14 protein-coding genes are annotated in these 16,763 nt (G+C 50.1%); 9 read left to right on the top strand and 5 right to left on the bottom strand.

Annotated elements, in window-relative coordinates; all coding sequences use genetic code 11:
- Nucleotides 1-35: 35 nt before the first annotated feature.
- Nucleotides 36-227, bottom strand: a complete 192-nt coding sequence (locus ACR6Z4_RS13895) for a hypothetical protein (RefSeq protein WP_479717884.1) — start codon at nucleotides 225-227, stop codon at nucleotides 36-38.
- A 492-nt stretch (nucleotides 228-719) separates the two neighbouring features.
- Here ACR6Z4_RS13895 and ileS point away from each other — a divergent pair, with 492 nt between their 5' ends.
- Together ileS and ACR6Z4_RS13885 are read left to right on the top strand one after the other, a co-directional pair.
- Nucleotides 720-3,542, top strand: a complete 2,823-nt coding sequence (ileS, locus tag ACR6Z4_RS13890; protein ID WP_479717981.1) for an isoleucine--tRNA ligase — start codon at nucleotides 720-722, stop codon at nucleotides 3,540-3,542.
- Between the two features lie 581 nt (nucleotides 3,543-4,123).
- On the top strand, nucleotides 4,124-5,929 hold the full coding sequence (locus ACR6Z4_RS13885; protein ID WP_479717883.1) for an ABC transporter ATP-binding protein: 1,806 nt from the start codon (nucleotides 4,124-4,126) through the stop codon (nucleotides 5,927-5,929).
- A gap of 199 nt (nucleotides 5,930-6,128) precedes the next feature.
- Here the strand turns inward: ACR6Z4_RS13885 and ACR6Z4_RS13880 are convergent, their stop codons facing one another.
- Nucleotides 6,129-7,046 carry an NAD(+) kinase gene (locus tag ACR6Z4_RS13880; protein ID WP_479717882.1) on the bottom strand — a complete coding sequence of 306 codons (918 nt, stop codon included), beginning with the start codon at nucleotides 7,044-7,046 and terminating at the stop codon, nucleotides 6,129-6,131.
- A gap of 907 nt (nucleotides 7,047-7,953) precedes the next feature.
- On the opposite strand from ACR6Z4_RS13880, the gene ACR6Z4_RS13875 reads away from it, so the two are divergent.
- The 3 genes from ACR6Z4_RS13875 to ACR6Z4_RS13865 are packed head-to-tail and all read left to right on the top strand — an operon-like array spanning nucleotide 7,954 to nucleotide 9,799.
- On the top strand, nucleotides 7,954-8,748 hold the full coding sequence (locus tag ACR6Z4_RS13875) for an LmeA family phospholipid-binding protein (RefSeq protein WP_479717881.1): 795 nt from the start codon (nucleotides 7,954-7,956) through the stop codon (nucleotides 8,746-8,748).
- A 21-nt stretch (nucleotides 8,749-8,769) separates the two neighbouring features.
- Complete coding sequence (locus ACR6Z4_RS13870) at nucleotides 8,770-9,414, top strand: MotA/TolQ/ExbB proton channel family protein (protein ID WP_479717880.1); 645 nt, start codon at nucleotides 8,770-8,772, stop codon at nucleotides 9,412-9,414.
- Nucleotides 9,398-9,799, top strand: a complete 402-nt coding sequence (locus ACR6Z4_RS13865) for an ExbD/TolR family protein (RefSeq protein ID WP_479717879.1) — start codon at nucleotides 9,398-9,400, stop codon at nucleotides 9,797-9,799. The genes ACR6Z4_RS13870 and ACR6Z4_RS13865 overlap by 17 nt, the downstream gene beginning before the upstream one ends.
- Before the next feature lie 351 nt (nucleotides 9,800-10,150).
- Here the strand turns inward: ACR6Z4_RS13865 and ACR6Z4_RS13860 are convergent, their stop codons facing one another.
- Entirely contained in the window at nucleotides 10,151-10,840 is a 690-nt protein-coding gene (locus tag ACR6Z4_RS13860) for a DUF305 domain-containing protein (RefSeq protein WP_479717878.1), read from the bottom strand.
- Between the two features lie 160 nt (nucleotides 10,841-11,000).
- Here ACR6Z4_RS13860 and ACR6Z4_RS13855 point away from each other — a divergent pair, with 160 nt between their 5' ends.
- From ACR6Z4_RS13855 to ACR6Z4_RS13845, 3 genes are all read left to right on the top strand, one after another.
- Complete coding sequence (locus ACR6Z4_RS13855) at nucleotides 11,001-11,234, top strand: hypothetical protein (protein WP_479717877.1); 234 nt, start codon at nucleotides 11,001-11,003, stop codon at nucleotides 11,232-11,234.
- 36 nt (nucleotides 11,235-11,270) lie between these two features.
- Entirely contained in the window at nucleotides 11,271-12,707 is a 1,437-nt protein-coding gene (locus tag ACR6Z4_RS13850; protein ID WP_479717876.1) for a TldD/PmbA family protein, read from the top strand.
- 66 nt (nucleotides 12,708-12,773) lie between these two features.
- Complete coding sequence (locus tag ACR6Z4_RS13845; protein ID WP_479717875.1) at nucleotides 12,774-14,114, top strand: TldD/PmbA family protein; 1,341 nt, start codon at nucleotides 12,774-12,776, stop codon at nucleotides 14,112-14,114.
- Nucleotides 14,115-14,380: 266 nt separating this feature from the next.
- Here ACR6Z4_RS13845 and ACR6Z4_RS13840 read toward each other — a convergent pair whose 3' ends face one another.
- Nucleotides 14,381-14,896, bottom strand: a complete 516-nt coding sequence (locus ACR6Z4_RS13840; RefSeq protein ID WP_479717874.1) for a DUF1003 domain-containing protein — start codon at nucleotides 14,894-14,896, stop codon at nucleotides 14,381-14,383.
- Between the two features lie 115 nt (nucleotides 14,897-15,011).
- Between ACR6Z4_RS13840 and ACR6Z4_RS13835 the strand changes: the two genes are divergently transcribed.
- Complete coding sequence (locus ACR6Z4_RS13835) at nucleotides 15,012-16,124, top strand: AI-2E family transporter (RefSeq protein WP_479717873.1); 1,113 nt, start codon at nucleotides 15,012-15,014, stop codon at nucleotides 16,122-16,124.
- 2 nt (nucleotides 16,125-16,126) lie between these two features.
- On the opposite strand, the gene ACR6Z4_RS13830 is transcribed toward ACR6Z4_RS13835, so the two are convergent.
- Nucleotides 16,127-16,763: thiamine pyrophosphate-dependent enzyme (locus ACR6Z4_RS13830; RefSeq protein ID WP_479717872.1), on the bottom strand; the 637-nt coding region annotated here is incomplete at its 5' end.

The raw sequence follows: 16,763 nt of genomic DNA, 5'->3' as shown, positions 1-16,763 counted from the left end.
TCAGCAATTTGAGCATACCGAGCGGGTGACAGATGTTACATCCAGAATTCCCGAATCGCACCGCTGACTTGCGGTTGCAGCATAACCCTTACCTGCACCCCACAGCACCGTACGCGATCGCTTTTGGCCATGCGATCGCTTTTGACCATGCGATCGCCATGACGGCGTTCAGCCCCAAAAAGATTCAGAAATTCATTTCCTACCCAGCATCCCCGGTGCGAAGCCAATGCGAAGCGCGCCCTGCAACCCACCCGCCATCCCTTCGGAGGGGGTTTGGGGGAAGCGGGCATCCCCCAAAAAGGGGGTTTGGGGGATATCCCCCAAGCTTAAATTCTTGGTTGTCCTGAAAAGATAATGATTTTTCGTTGCGCGGGCGACGCCCGCGCAACGAAAAATCATTACATGCATACTGCTACCAAATTCTTAGGAGCCTGACAAAGTTAAAACCCACAACTTTTTTGGAAAAGTGCGGCGGAGCCGCACTTTCCCAAAAAAGTTATTCAAGGTATCTGTATGAGGATCCTTAAAGATGACAAATTCAATAAAACCCCGATGTTTATTGGACGTTTCTTGAAACTTTGCGCCCGAATAGAGTTCTGAACGATAATGGTTCGATACAATCCTTAAATGTCCCTGCGTTTTCCCGGATAGTGCCCGTGACAGTAACAGAACCTGGAAGCTACAAAGATACCGTCAATTTGCCCAAAACCAACTTTGATATGCGGGCAAACGCTACCAAGCGAGAGCCTGAGCTGCAACAGTTTTGGGAAGACCACGAAATTTACAAAAAATTGTCTGAAACCAATCCAGGCGAACCATTTGTGCTGCATGATGGACCCCCCTATGCCAACGGGGCACTGCACATGGGTCACGCGATGAATAAGACCCTAAAAGACATCATCAACAAATATCAACTGCTCAAAGGTCGCAAAGTTCGCTACATACCAGGATGGGACTGTCACGGCTTACCCATTGAGCTGAAGGTGCTTCAGGCAATGAAACCAGCCGAACGACAGGGCTTAACCCCGATCGAATTGCGACGCAAAGCCAAAACCTGGGCACTTGAGCAAGTCGATCAACAACGCAGTAGCTTCAAACGCTATGGCGTCTGGGGCGATTGGGATACACCGTACATGACCCTGAAACCCGACTACGAAGCCGCTCAGATCGGCGTTTTTGGGCAAATGGTGCTGAAAGGCTATATCTACCGGGGCTTAAAGTCAGTCCATTGGAGCCCAAGTTCGCGCACCGCATTAGCCGAAGCCGAATTGGAATATCCCGAAGGTCATACCTCTCGTAGCATCTACGTTGCCTTCCCAATGGTGAGCCTATGCGATAGTGCCGCTGCCCTATCGCCCTACCTGGCAGACTTAGGCGTGGCAATTTGGACGACAACCCCGTGGACGATCCCCGCAAACCTGGCAGTCGCTGTGAATGCAGAACTTACCTATGCCGTAGTAGAACTGGGTGAAAATGCCCCCGGCAAATTCCGCTATTGGCTGGTGGCCAAAGATCTGGTTGAGCGATTGGCAGACATGATGGCGACTTCGCTGACCGTTAAAGCCGAGATTTCAGGGAAGAATCTGGAATTTTCTACCTATCGGCATCCCCTGTTTGATCGAGAAAGCCCGATCGTGATTGGCGGTGATTACGTCACCACAGAATCAGGAACCGGCCTGGTGCATACCGCTCCTGGGCATGGGGAAGATGACTTTAATGTCGGTCAACGCTATGGCTTGCCCGTGCTTTCACCCGTCGATGAAGAAGGCAATTTTACCCAAGAAGCAGGTCCCTTTGCCGGATTAAACGTCCTGGGAGATGCTAACGCTGCCGTGATCAAAGCGCTGACAGAAGCCGAAGTCTTGCTCAAGCAAGAAGACTACGTTCACCGCTATCCCTACGACTGGCGCACGAAAAAGCCGACGATCTTCCGGGCAACCGAACAGTGGTTTGCTTCCGTCGAAGGATTTCGAGAACAAGCACTGAAGGCGATCGCTGATGTCCAATGGATTCCGGCACAGGGCGAAAACCGCATCACCCCAATGGTGGCAGATCGCTCCGACTGGTGCATCTCGCGCCAGCGCAGTTGGGGAGTACCGATTCCGGTGTTTTACGACGAAGCCAGCAACGAACCGTTGCTCAACGCCGAGACGATCGCCCATGTTCAGGCAATCTTTGCCGAGAAAGGATCGGATGCCTGGTGGGAACTGTCGGTCGAGGAGTTATTGCCCGAGAAATACCGCAACGACGGCAAAACCTACCGCAAAGGCACCGATACTATGGATGTGTGGTTTGACTCGGGTTCCTCCTGGGCAGCCGTTGCCCAGCAACGAGAAGGACTCCAGTACCCCGTCGATATGTACCTGGAAGGCTCTGACCAGCACCGAGGTTGGTTCCAATCTAGTTTGCTCACCAGTGTTGCCGTCAACGGTCATGCACCCTACAAAACCGTGCTGACCCACGGCTTTGCCCTGGACGAACAGGGCCGGAAGATGAGTAAATCGCTGGGGAACGTGGTTGATCCATCTATCGTAATCAACGGCGGCAAAAACCAGAAGGAAGAACCGCCCTACGGAGCCGATGTGCTGCGCTTGTGGGTATCGTCGGTCGATTATTCCTCAGACGTACCGATTGGCAAAAACATCCTCAAACAGCTTGCCGATGTTTACCGCAAGATCCGCAATACATCGCGGTTTTTGCTGGGCAATTTGCATGATTTTGATCCGGCACAGCACGCCGTTGCCTACGAGCAACTGCCCGAGCTAGATCGTTACATGCTGCACCGCATGACTGAAATTTTTGATGAAGTCACCGATGCGTTTGAGTCTTACCAGTTTTTCCGGTTTTTCCAAACGGTGCAAAATTTCTGCGTCGTCGATCTGTCCAATTTCTATCTAGATATTGCCAAAGATCGGCTGTATATCAGCTCTACAGATGCGTTGCGGCGACGCAGTTGTCAGACGGTTCTGGCGATCGCCATCGAAAATTTGGCAAAAGCGATCGCACCCGTGCTCTCTCACATGGCAGAAGATATCTGGCAACACTTACCCTACAAAACACCCTATCAATCGGTGTTTGAAGCGGGTTGGGTGACATTAGATGATCGCTGGAGACAGCCAGACCTTTCAACCCTGTGGGAGCAACTGCGACGGATTCGTCAGGAAGTCAACAAGGTACTGGAACGGGCACGAGTCGAAAAGGCGATCGGGGCTTCGCTAGAAGCCAAATTGATGCTCTATGTGGCTGATGATGCCACCCGTGCGAAACTAACGACCTTTAATCCGGCAAGCAGTCTCAGCGGCAATGGCGTTGATGAACTGCGTTACCTGTTCCTCACCTCCCAGGTCGAGGTATTGGATACACCTGCCGGACTGGCGGATCTGAAATATAGTATGCAGACCGATGCGCTGGGGATTGCCGTGGTCGATGCCGTCGGTAAAAAGTGCGATCGCTGCTGGAACTATTCTCTTCAGGTCGGCGAGTCGGCAGAGCATCCGCTGTTGTGCGAGCGCTGTATTCCGGCGCTAGATGGCAAGTTCTAAGTCTCTTTGAGGCGTGAATCCTGCCCGTCCGTAGGACGGGCAGGATTCACGCTTGTTCAATCATTGCCAAAATCTAACTTTAGGAAGAGGGTGCGATCGCCTACAGATGTCACAATTCCTGACGGATAGAAAGCGCCTTCCATCTATCCCTTCAGAGGCATTGCTTTTGGCAATGCCTCTTCTCATATTTAAACGACCCTAAGTGCTGTGCAGGTTGATTCAGTCCGGTGTTGTGGGGCGCGGAGCGCCCCACAACACCGCTTCTGCACTTAACAAACTGGCACACCGCGATAAATGACCCTGTGCGATCGCTTCACCCCATGTTCCATAAGACGTGATGAATCGTGTCTTTACAGCCAGGGGACATGCTAAGGAATGGGAATTAAATAACTCCGATGATTTGTTGCAGGGGCGAACGGTCGTTCGCCCCTGCAAACGATTCAATATTCGATCTTATTCAATCCACGATCCTAAAAATACAGAACTTATTGCTAGAACGTCCTTGAGACTACGCACAAGCACACAATTCTCCGGCAGAATTGGAACATGGTTCCGCTCGATAGGCGACACGTCAGGCAATAATGGCAAACCCGATCCTTGAAATTTCTAACGTATCCGTTGAATTTCCTACAGAAACCAGTCTAGTTAAGGCGTTACAGCATATTTCCCTGACGCTGATGGCTGGAGAAACGTTAGGAATTGTGGGGGAATCGGGATCGGGAAAGTCGGTGATGTCGCTGGCAATCATGGGGCTGTTACCTCAAACTGCCCGGATCAGTGGCGAAATTTTATTTCACAATCCTGATACGGACGCCGCTCCAGTCAATTTACTCAGCTTGCCTGCCGAATCAAAACGTAAGTTTCGGGGCGGGGTGATCTCGATGATCTTCCAAGAACCGATGACATCGTTAAATCCGGTGTTTACCTGTGGGCAACAGGTTGCCGAAGCGATCCGACTCCACAACGACGTTTCGCGGGACGAGGCAAACAAACGAGCCGTCGATTTATTTCGAGAAGTCAAACTGCCTGATCCCGAAGGCATGGTCAACCGTTATCCTCACCAACTCTCTGGCGGACAAATCCAGCGGGTAATGATTGCGATGGCATTAAGTGGTGATCCGGCGATTTTGATTGCCGATGAACCGACAACAGCGTTGGATGTAACGATTCAAGCCACCATTTTGCAGCTGTTGCAGGAAATTCGCGATCGCCGTCAGATGGCAATTTTATTTATCACCCATGACATGGGGGTCGTGTCGCAAATTGCCGATCGAGTGGTGGTCATGTATCGCGGACAAATCATGGAAATTGCCAACGCCTACGATTTGTTTGCCCGTCCTCAACATCCCTACACCAAAGGCTTACTCAACTGTCGCCCCCGTCCCGATCGCCAGCTCAAGCGCCTGCCAACTGTCGCGGATTTTATGCAAGTCAGCCAAACAGAGCAGGGTGAGATGCAAATTATTCCGCAACCCTTGGACGTGGTCGAGCGAAATCCCCTCTTTACGGAAGTTTCGCTGCAAGATCGAGAAGATCATGGGCGATCGCTGCTCCAGCAACCTCCGTTACTTTCTGTCAGCCATTTAGTTAAAGCGTTTCCGGTGCGCATCGGCTGGTTTGGGCGATCGTCTGATTTTAGAGCCGTGGATGATGTCAGTTTTGAGGTTTATCCCGGTGAAACGTTGGGTTTGGTGGGTGAATCTGGTTGCGGCAAATCGACGCTGAGTCGGGTGTTATTGCGATTAATCGAAGCGACGTCTGGAGATGTTCGTTTCGATGGCAAATCTATATTTCAGATGGATGCTGCCCAGTTGCGCCAGTTGCGCCAACAGATGCAAATCGTTTTTCAAAATCCGTTTGGCTCCATGGACGCCCGCCAAAGTATTGGCTCTGCGGTTATGGAACCCATGATCATTCATAACATTGGCATCTCTGCCCATGATCGACAACACCAGGCGATCGCTTTATTAGAGCGGGTAGGGTTGGATGCCACAGCATTTAACCGTTATCCTCATGAATTTTCTGGCGGGCAACGTCAGCGGATCTGCATCGCCCGGACTCTCGCCTGCCAGCCTCGCTTTATTATTTGTGACGAATCGGTTTCTGCCCTCGATGTCTCAGTTCAGGCGCAGGTGCTGAATTTATTGCGCGATTTGCAGCAAGACTTTGGCTTGACCTATATCTTTATTTCCCATGATCTGAACGTGGTCAAATTTGTTAGCGATCGCATTATGGTGATGAACCTGGGGCAGATCGAAGAAATTGGACCCGCCGACACCATCTACAACCATCCCACCCGCGACTATACCCGACAACTGATCCAGGCAATTCCTGCTGCCAACCTGGAAGAGATTGCCGAACGGCAAAAGCACCGCAGTTTGGCTTAGGATCGTGGATTTAATAAAACCGAAGATTTATTTTTGTCAGCGCGGCGGAGCCGCGCTGACAAAAATAAACTTCCGGGTTTTAATTAATTTGTGATTCTTAAGGATCGTGGATTAAATAAGATCGAATATCGAGTCGTTTGGAGGGGCGAACGGCCGTTCGCCCGTACAACACATCACCGGAGTTATTTAATTCCCATTCCTAAGGCAATTCTACAGAGCTGGGTTTAGCAATATGAGGCAACCCCCATCCCAATTTCTCTCTCAACACATGGAAAAATTCTGGCGGACGTAACCGGATAAACCGGGCTGCATAGGGCGATCGCTGCACCCGCAACTGATCATCCGGCAACACATAACACCCCGCATTGCCATCTACCACCATCACCAATCGATCGAGGTTCGCGGGATAAATAGTTACAGGCTCCGTATCAGGAAACACCAGTGCCCGTGAAGCCAGCGAATGCGGACAAATCGGCACCAATTGCAAGGCGGCTACCCCAGGTGCGACTACGGGACCCCCAGCCGATAGAGAATATGCCGTTGAACCCGTCGGGGTAGAAACAATCACCCCATCGGCAGCAATATCCACCAGCGAATGCTTACCAATTTCAATTTCAAAATGGCACATACTGGTCAACGGTTCCCGGTGCAGCACCATCTCATTCAGGCATAGCGCTTCCCAGACCGATACCCCGTCGCGAATCACCTGCACCGTCAGCATTGCTCGCTCTTCGAGGTTATAGTCGCCCATCACCAACGTTTCGATCAAGTGAGGCAATTGGGTCAAGTAGGTTTCGGTCAAAAACCCCATGTGCCCAGTATTGACCGTCAACAGCGGAATCGCGCAGGGCGCAACCTGTCGAAACGCGGATAGCACCGTGCCATCTCCACCCAAAACAATGGCAAAGCGCATATCTTGCTCAAAGCCAGGAGGAACCAACTGCTCAATTGGAGTATGGCAAATCGGGCGACTGGGCTGCGAGTAGCCAAGAATGCCACCCGCCCCTGTTGCCAAATAAACATCCCATCCAAGGGATTCCAACTTGTCCTGCATCTCTTTAGCAGCCTGACAAGCAGTTGGTTTAATGTCGTTGTAAATAATGCCAGCTTTGGGCACACTCAGCGTCCAGTACAGGTTTCAAAAACGTATAGAAAGCTCCGCTATCGTTGGGCGGAGATAAAAAACAGGCGATCGCTCTTTTTCCCGATGGATGAGAACGTCAGCAGTTCTTTAAAGATGCTCTTAACTATAGCTGTCCTCTTGCCAGAAACAAATAGGGCGAAGGGAAAAAACCCTGAGTTAGAGGATTGCTCTACCCGGTTGTTGACGGCTTAATATGTGAACGCGATAGTTAAAGCGGTTTAGCAATACTTTACCAACATCTTAACCTGGCAAGTTAAGATTTTTTTCTTACGCCTCAGACTGGTACACCAACTCAAAAGTTTTAGAGGGGGTGGAGGGGGTTTTACCCCCTCTTGGAGGCGCAGCCCCAAACCCCCATGTTGCAAAATTTCGGGTTTGCAACACTGGTGGTCTATCCATTAAAAAAAATGACGGTTAAAACGGGTAATGTGCCGCGCTTCGCGCAGCACATTACCCGTCAGAAAATACTTGACAAAGCACTAGAGCCACAACCGTGACGCTGTGCTGCAAAAATAAACGTTCGGGTTTTACTGAATTTATGGTCCTTAAGGATGAATTTTAGAGAAATAATGCCTATGACTTCTGATCAAATGGGCGAGTTTTATTAAGAAACAAATCATTTATGAGAGCTGCCCAGGGTACCTCAGGGCGATCGCTTACGCCCCTATAAAACGGCTCAAAATCTGGTTTTAGAATACTTGCGATTACTTAATCTAATCTAAATTCCAGCTCCAGCAAGGCATAATAACGATTGAGAGATGGGATAAAACTGAGTCGAATTAACCTAAATTTACTCAGAATTGTTGACGTTGCTGTTTTCTTCATATTTTGTTACAAATGGTGAAGACCAACATCAATGGCGTTTTTAACGAGTAATTACATGTTTGGTGGACTCACAGGCTCAACAAGTCAGACTGGAACCGATCTAGGAGAGCGTATGCTCAACGGGGTTGCCAGCCAATCGATTCGCCACTTGTTCACTCGCAGTGAGTCTGTGGATGTAGTAATTCGTTGCTACCCCTCCAGTAAGCTTCTGCAAGGCAGTGTCGATAGCTTCAAGATGCAGGGTCGTCGGCTCGTCATCCGCCGCGACTTTGAAGTCGAAGAAATGTCGTTTGAGACCGATGCGGTCTCAATTGACCCTGGATCGATCCTGGGCGGCAAAATTCGCTTGAAACAACCCACTCAAGCAGTTGCACAGGTTGTTTTGACCGAAGACAGTATCAACAAAGCGTTTAAGGCTGAGTTAGTACAAAATCGTCTGCAAAATGTAGACCTGGAGATGCTAACCAATCTCTCTGGCGGTGAACCTGTCTCGTTCCGGGATGTTTACCTGCAACTCTTGCCCGAAAACAAGGTCAAGATTTTGGCTAAAACCGATCTGCCCAATCGCGGTGACGTACCTATCAGTCTGAGTGCGACCATCACCGTGGAAAAACGCAGGCGGATTCAATTTAACAACCCAACGTTTGAAGCAACAGATGTTTCAGACGATGTTCGGAGCCTCTCGGAAACGCTGACACAAGCGTTTGCTGAGGTTTTGAATAATATGGTTGATTTAGACAAGTTCGATCTAGATGGGGTAATGTTGCGCCTCAATCGTCTAGAAACACAGGGTAAAAATCTGGTTTTTAGCGGTTATGCTCAAATAGAACATTTCCCAGGCAGCAATTGAGCTTTCTGAAACTCAATCTCTATGACCAATATGTTTGTTCTGGGTGGGGTGGTGATGTTCCCCCTACTCGGATTTTCTATTTTGGCATTTGCCCTGATTCTAGAACGCATCCTCTTCTGGTATCGGATCGTGCGGCAGCAAGATCACGTTGTGAGAGAAGTGTTGGTACTCTATCGGCGGAGTACCAAGGCTGCCTTTCAAAAGCTAGAACAAAACACTCACTTGCCGGTCGTTCGGATTTTTTTAGCCGCATTGGAACTGGAGCAGGCGACCCCCGAAGAGTTTCGGCTGGCACTGGAAACAGCTGCACAGGCAGAATTACCCCTGTTAAAGCGGTTTAACACTGTATTTGATACGATTATCAGCGTTGCCCCGTTGCTGGGTCTACTGGGTACGATTTTAGGACTGATCCATTCCTTCGCCTCGCTGAAAATTGGGGATTTGAGCAATACCCAGGGTCAAAATGTATCAGCCGGGATTAGCGAAGCTCTGATTTCGACGGCAACAGGGTTAGTGGTAGCCATTTCTACGTTGTTGTTCGCAAATACCTTTCGTGGCTTGTATCAGCGGCAGCTGGCTCTGTTACAAGAATATGGCGGACAGCTAGAGCTACTCTATCGTCGCCGCTACGAACTCAGGAGAATGCCCCATGCGCCTACCCAATGAACCGGATCTGCCGCCGCAAATCAACATCGTGCCGATGATTGATGTGATTTTTGCGATCCTGACGTTTTTCGTGATGTCGTCGCTATTTCTCACCCAATCTCAGGGTTTGCCGGTTAACTTGCCCACCGCCGTAACGTCCGAAAGTCAGCCTGAAAGTCAGTTGGTGGTGACGATCGACAGCCAGGGCAATTTAGCGCTTGACCAGGAGTCTGTTTCCGTAGAAATGCTGGTGGAACAGGTGCGATTGCAGCTTCAGGCAGGGGAAAATCCGCTGGTCATTATTAATGCTGATACGGCTGTGCCCCACGGCACTGTGGTAACGGTGATGGATCAACTCAAAACCTTACCGGGAATCAGAATGGCGATCGCCACCCAACGGCCCTAACAATCGCAACTATTGAGTAGTCCTGGAAATGTGATGATGTTTGGTGGCGCGGGCGTCGCCCGCACCACCAAAAATCACGCTAAAAAGTGCAGGGGCGATCGCCCCTGCACTTCTAGCTACACCAACTTAAAAGTTTTAGAGGGGGTGGAGGGGGTAAACCCCCCTCTTGGGGGCGCAGCCCCCAAACCCCCATGTTGCAAAATTTCGTGTTTGCAACACTAGGGAATGGGAATTAAATAACTCCGATGATTTGTTGTACGGGCGAACGGCCGTTCGCCCCTCCAAACGACCCAATATTCGATCTTATTTACTTCACGATCCTAGGCATAGATAGGGTTAAATTCCTGCTATCTATTGCGGCTGTAACCAGCTTCTCAGCTGCTGAATCTCTTTGTTTTGTTCATCAATAATGGTTTGCGCCAATTCCTTCAGTTCTGGATGATTTGCCTTGCGCAGGGCTTGCCTTGACATCAGCACCGCTTCCCGGTGGTGGGGCATCATCAGCCGCATAAACCGAGTATCAAAGCGATCGCCCGCTTTCCCCAGACGCTTTTGCATCATGGCAGCCGTCTTTTGTTCCGCAGACATGGCGATCGTTTCTTTAGTCTGAGTGCTGTAAATCATCGGCTCTGCACCGGCATCGGCATACCAGGTTTGCCGCAATTGTTTCAGTTGCTCAATTTCTGCTTGTTGTGCATCGATCAGCGACTGGGCATATTGCTTAACTTCTTCACGAGAGGCTTTAGTCAGTGCATCCTCTGCCATGGCGATCGCCCCTTCATGGTGCAAAATCATGGCGTCGATAAAGCGCAAGTCAAACTTTTCATCTGCTGGCCCCAACCGAGCTGCACTAGTTGTCTCAGAATCGTCTGCGGCAGATTCCGTGGTTTGGCTAGCAGGGTCTACGGCGGTGCTTTGCTCTGTTTTTGGAGGCTGACTACAAGCCGCCAAACTGATTGGGAGTGCAACCAGCGTGCTAATCAAAAGGGCACGAAGAACTCGACGATTCATATAACCAGTTAAGTATCTGTTAAAGGACATAGTAACGTTGACTTCCACAGTAGGTTCCAAAAAATGAGTATCGCACTGCTCCTGTCATGACGGATCAGTGGATCGAGACGTTTGCAGAAGTCTGCATTCGATCTTCCCCAGTCTAGGAAAAATTGCGTCACAATCGCACTTAAGTTTTCAGTCGAATTGCATGGCGATAGAGTTCCTCAAAGAGAAAATTAAACCGATCGCGATCGCCCTGTGCCATCCTCCTAAGGAGTGGGAATTAAATAACTCCGATGATTTGTTGTACGGGCGAATGGTCGTTCGCCCCTCCAAACGATTCAATATTCGATCTGATTTAATCCACGATCCTAACGAAAGATTAGTTACGCTTGACGGCATCTTGTCATGTCTTGGCTGTTGGTTGACGGACAATCGTTAAACTGTAAGGATAAATCATTTCCTTCCTGAGACACAGATGATTTCAGAACTCTCCAAGGCGATCGAGTCGTTAGATATAGCCGCCGATTGGGTGGGGTTGCGGGCTGTCCAAGAGTCGGCAAGTACGCGTCGGATGCGAGATGGGTTTCCCCAGAGTAATGGCAACTCCTTCAGCCAGGGGGTCATGGTTGAAGTCATGGTCAACGGGCAGATTGGCTATGCGGCTGTCAACTCATTCAATCTCGATAACATTCAAGCTGCCGCTAAGATTGCCCAACAACAGGCGATCGCCGCTAGCCAGTGGGCTATTTATCCTTTAACCCCGGCAGTGCGACCTAAAGTAGTAGGGCAATACATTTCCCCCTATGTGAAACCCCTTGATGCCCTTACGGCTGGAGAAATCAATGATTTACTGGTCAGACTATGCAAAGAACTGAAAGTCTCTGACCAGATTGTTCAGACCAATGCCACCGCTGTCACCAATGAAACAGAATCATGGTTTGTCAGCAGCAACGGCTCTGAAGTGTACCAGAAAATGCTGATGCTCCAGACGCACTTTGGTGTGACGGCTCAAGAGGGGTCACTGGTGCAACATCGGACGGACAACGGGTTTCGGGCACATTGCTATCAGGGGGGCTGGGAATTGTTTCCTCCTGCCAATCTCTGGGCAAAAGCTTGCCATGTGGGCGAACAAGCAATCGAACTATTGCATGCAGACGAATGCCCCAATACCACCACCACGCTGGTTTTAGCACCCGACCAGATGATGCTGCAAATTCATGAAAGTGTCGGGCATCCCTTAGAGCTAGACCGCATTTTGGGTGACGAACGCAACTATGCTGGGGGCAGTTTTGTTCGCCCCGGTGACTTTGGGCATCTGGCGTATGGCTCGCCGCTGATGAATATTACGTTTGACCCAACGGTGCCGGGAGAGTTTGCCAGCTATAGCTTCGACGATACGGGAGCGGCTGCAACCCCTGAATATGTGATCAAAGAAGGACTATTACAAAGAGGGTTGGGCAGTTTAGAAAGTCAGCAACGCACAGCCGTGCCCGGTGTGGCGTGTGCGCGGGCAGCATCGTGGAATCGTCCGCCGATTGACCGCATGGCAAACCTGAATTTGGAACCCGGCAACGATTCTCTAGATGCCATCATTGGCGATATTGAGCATGGGGTTTACATGGAAGCAAACCGCTCCTGGTCGATTGACGACCAGCGGTACAAGTTTCAGTTTGGCTGCGAATATGCGCTGTTAATCGAGCAAGGACGGATGACCAAAACGCTACGCAATCCCAACTACCGAGGGACAACGCCCCAATTTTGGCAGAGCTTGATTCGAGTGGGCGATCGCTCAACCTGGCAAATGTATGGCACGCCCTATTGCGGTAAGGGCGAACCCAATCAGGTGATTCGCGTTGGGCATGGCTCGCCGGTCTGCGCCTTTGCCAATGTAGAAGTCTTTGGTGGTGGTTAATGTTTAGAGCGGGTTGCCCCGACTATCACACGGTTCCACCCGTCTCATTTTAAAGGAATAGGCAGGATGAAGTCTGGAGAAGAATTAGAAGGTGTCTTTAATCAACTGGTAGCAACGCTGCTAGCCAACTTAAAGCCCGATGAAGCAATGACCTTAGAGCTGATTGGCGAACAAAGCCAATTCGTCCGCTTTAACCGGGCAAAGGTACGCCAGACCGGATGGGTTGCCGATGGTCAATTACACCTGACCGTCATGGTGGGGCAACGCAGCGCCTCCTGGGACTTTCCTTTTACGGGAGACTTTGATACTGATTGGCAACGCACCCAACAGGGGTTAGCCACAATTCGTCAGGAATTGCCCCAGTTACCAGACGATCCCTATCTGGTCTTACCGAGCGGTAATGCCACCAGCCGCGCCAGTCATTCTGGGCAACTATTAGCCCCTGAGGCTGCTGTTTCTGCCATTTTGCCCAGTGTGGCAGGGTTAGATTTCACCGGCATCTATGCGGCTGGAACCTTATTGCGTGCCTATGCCGATTCGCAGGGACAGCAGCACTGGTTTAAAACCGAGTCATTTTCGCTAGATTATTCCTTGTTCACACCAGAAGGACAAGCCGTCAAGGGCAGCTTTGCAGGTAGTGACTGGGATCAAGCCGTCTACACGGCGAAATTAGCAGACTCAAAGCAGCAACTCGAACGACTGGCGCAACCGGCGAAGATGGTGCCCAAAGGACAATACCGTACCTATTTGGCTCCAGCGGCGATCGCCGAAGTGTTAGCCATGTTTTCGTGGGGTGCCGTGAGTGAAGCCTCGATGCAACGGGGAGGCAGCGCTCTGGCAATGCTGCAACGCCAGGAAAAAACGCTGTCGCCCCAGTTTCACTTAAAGGAAAATTTTGCCTGGGGTTTAGTCCCCCGATTTAATGAACTGGGTGAAGTTGCACCGATGGAGTTGCCCTTGATCCAATCAGGGCTATTAGTCAACACGCTCATCAGTTCGCGTACGGCACGAGAATATGACAAAACCCCCAATGGTGCCTCAAGTGGCGAATACCTGCGATCGCCTGAAATTTCACCGGGTACATTGCCCACCGCAGACATTCTCAAAGCCCTCGATACCGGACTCTATGTTTCTAATCTGCATTACCTCAACTGGAGCGATCGCCCCAGCGGTCGGATCACAGGGATGACGCGCTATGCCTGTTTTTGGGTAGAGCAGGGCAACATTGTTGCCCCGATCGAAAATCTGCGGTTTGACGAAAGCCTCTATCAGTTCTTTGGCGATAATTTGTTAGCACTCACCGAGACACAAGACTTTATTCCGGAAGTGGGAACGTATGAAAATCGCCAATTGGGCGGCAGTTGGGTACCCGGAGTGTTGGTTGAAGACTTTACCTATACGTTGTAACGATCAGGGATTAAATAATTCCTATCAGTCAAGTGATCGGTAGGGGCGCACAGCGGTGCGCCCTTACCCAAGAATTATTGTTGCCGTCGCCCTTGGCAAGGAAGCCTACAGGAGGTTCTAATTTGGCGCAACGGCATAAACGACTGCTACAACACGATATGTATAGCGTTTTGCACCTGGATAGATGACGGTTTCTGTGGGAGAGCTGCGCTCTGCGCGGCTCTCCCGCAAAAACTGAATGGAGCATGGCTATCGTTTTTGAACTACTAATTGTTGGGCTGTGATAGCAAGTGTTCAATGCGCTCCATATTTTGCTGTTGCTGCCGTAACAGGGTAATGACTTGAGGAATTTCCTCTTCATGAAGCAAGTTAATTTTGTCTTGCAACAGCTCAATTTCTAATTCTGCTTTCATGTTGACTTCGTAATCATGCTTGGCATCCTGCCGATCGATCGCAGACTGCCGGTTCTGGCTCATCATAATAATCGGCGCAGAGTAAGCAGCTTGAAAAGACAGCATCAAATTCAGCAAGATAAACGGGTATGGATCCCAATGCTGAATGTAAGCCGTGATATTGAGAATCACCCAGGCAATCAAAATAATAGTTTGGATAATGATGAAATTCCAAGACCCAATCGTGGCAGCAACTTTGTCTGAAATGCGATCGCCTAAGGTTGCAGGTGGGCTGGGCGGGTTCTGGGCGGGTTTGCGTTCTCGCAACCTGAGTAACAGTTGATATTCATCGTGACTAACACGGGCGCGTAGGGGTCTTTGGGGAATCATGGTCAACATCTCTCGCCGGGGTTGAGGATCTTCAACAACTTATACCGCAGGCAATTGCCTAAAATCGTCCTTGAAGGCAATTAACACCAGTAAAGGGTTTGGATTTAAGGAAAGGATGAATGATTTGAAATCGTTACCTGAGCAACGGATTACTCTATCTATATCAAGCGTGTTGGTGGTGCTGGCAAGTTTGCTGGCACTGGTTGCGGTGTGGCAACTGCGCAGTTTGATTTTGCTGATTATGATTTCGGTGATTTTAGCGGCAACCTTTGCCCCCGTCGTCAATTGGGCAGAACGCTGGCGAATTCCTCGCTGGCTGACCGTGATTTTGGTGTACCTGGGTTTGATTGCTGGCATTGTCGGCTTCAGCATCTTAATTGGTCCCACAGCCTTTACCCAACTGGAAAAGCTGATTCGCCAGTTGCCCCTGTTCATCAAAGATCTGACACTTGTGATCGAAGATTGGCTATTGACGTTAAACAACACTCGCCCAGAATTGGTCAGTCAAGTCGAGCAGGTGTTGAATGTGCAGGCATTAACGACATGGGTTGCCCGTTCGACGCAACAACTTTTACTCAAATCTTTTAGTCTGACGACAGGCATTGTCGGGGGTGCCTTTAGCCTGGTGTTAGGGCTATTTATTTCAGGCTATATGTTGGTAGATAGCCGTACCTTGCTGAGAAGTTTAGTGCGTTTGTTTCCCACACCGTGGGATGAGCGGCTGGCTGCCCAAATTGCACCGATGAGCTATCGCATTGGCAGCTATATCCGGGGCAGAGTAGTAGTTTCGGCAATTTTAGGTGTAATCATCACATCGAGTCTGAGTTTTTTAGGATTGTCAGAATTTGCCCTGGCACTGGGGGCGATCGCCGGAGTCACCAACCTGATTCCGTTTGTCGGACCCGTCTTGGGGGCTGTGCCTGCCCTCGTCGTGGCTCTATCGCAAAGTTGGTGGACACTGTTGTGGGTGTTAATCCTGTTCGCCATCATCCAAAATCTAGAAACCTATATTCTCGACCCGTTATTGGTGGGGTCTTCGGTCGGCTTACATCCGTTGTATCAGTTGTTGGCAGTGCTGGGAGGTACTCAGCTTTTGGGCATTATTGGCGCGTTGATTGTGCCGCCGTGGGTGGCGGGTGCTGCCGTTTTGTTAGAAAACCTCTATCTCGAACCCAAATCTCGATCTGAAAACCAGGCGGCGATCGGCAAACGTCCACCCAGCGGATGACCTCACAGAAATGTCTTGCGATTTTGAGCATCGGCTTTGCGATCGGTCAACAGTTCCAATATCCGGATGCCAGTTTCGGGTAAGGGATTTAGCCGTTGTTGCAATTGCTCCCAGTTAGTAATCCGTTCATGCTCAATCCCATAGGTCTGACATAACGCTACAAAATCAACGCTTTGCGGAGTCGCAAAAAATTCCTCAAACGGTGGATCAAATTGGGCGATCGCCAGCATTTCAAAAATTCCACCGCCATCATTATTAATCAACACAATAGTCAAATGTCCCTCTAGCTTGTGGCGCAACAAAAATCCGTTGGTGTCATGTAACAGGGCTAAGTCACCTGTAAGCAACACCGTACTTTGATGCTGATGGGCAATTCCCAATGCCGTCGAAAGTGTGCCATCAATGCCATTGGCACCTCGATTGAAATAGGGACAAATAGCTCGATTTCCCGGTTGCCAAAACCATTCCATATCTCGGACTGGTGTGCTGTTCGCGACAAACAGGGGGGTTCCAGTTGGCAAGCATTGAGACAGCAGCCATGCAACTTTGCCTTCAAATAAGGCGGTGGTGTGGCTGAGGCTTTGGTCGAGCGTCTGACGAAATTGGGCTTCGAGGTTGAGCCAGTGGGTGAGGTAGGGG

It is taken from the genome of Calyptranema fuscum S582, assembly GCF_055793305.1.
Note: the sequence above shows the minus strand (reverse complement) of the source record. Positions and strands in the feature narration are given on the sequence as shown.

Coding starts and splice junctions, on each gene's coding strand:
- ileS (WP_479717981.1), top strand. CDS start 720: ATGCGGGCAAACGCTACCAAGCGAGAGCCTGAGCTGCAACAGTTTTGG.
- ACR6Z4_RS13885 (WP_479717883.1), top strand. CDS start 4,124: ATGGCAAACCCGATCCTTGAAATTTCTAACGTATCCGTTGAATTTCCT.
- ACR6Z4_RS13875 (WP_479717881.1), top strand. CDS start 7,954: ATGTTTGGTGGACTCACAGGCTCAACAAGTCAGACTGGAACCGATCTA.
- ACR6Z4_RS13870 (WP_479717880.1), top strand. CDS start 8,770: ATGACCAATATGTTTGTTCTGGGTGGGGTGGTGATGTTCCCCCTACTC.
- ACR6Z4_RS13865 (WP_479717879.1), top strand. CDS start 9,398: ATGCGCCTACCCAATGAACCGGATCTGCCGCCGCAAATCAACATCGTG.
- ACR6Z4_RS13860 (WP_479717878.1), bottom strand. CDS start 10,840: ATGTCCTTTAACAGATACTTAACTGGTTATATGAATCGTCGAGTTCTT.
- ACR6Z4_RS13855 (WP_479717877.1), top strand. CDS start 11,001: ATGGCGATAGAGTTCCTCAAAGAGAAAATTAAACCGATCGCGATCGCC.
- ACR6Z4_RS13850 (WP_479717876.1), top strand. CDS start 11,271: ATGATTTCAGAACTCTCCAAGGCGATCGAGTCGTTAGATATAGCCGCC.
- ACR6Z4_RS13845 (WP_479717875.1), top strand. CDS start 12,774: ATGAAGTCTGGAGAAGAATTAGAAGGTGTCTTTAATCAACTGGTAGCA.
- ACR6Z4_RS13840 (WP_479717874.1), bottom strand. CDS start 14,896: ATGATTCCCCAAAGACCCCTACGCGCCCGTGTTAGTCACGATGAATAT.
- ACR6Z4_RS13835 (WP_479717873.1), top strand. CDS start 15,012: ATGAATGATTTGAAATCGTTACCTGAGCAACGGATTACTCTATCTATA.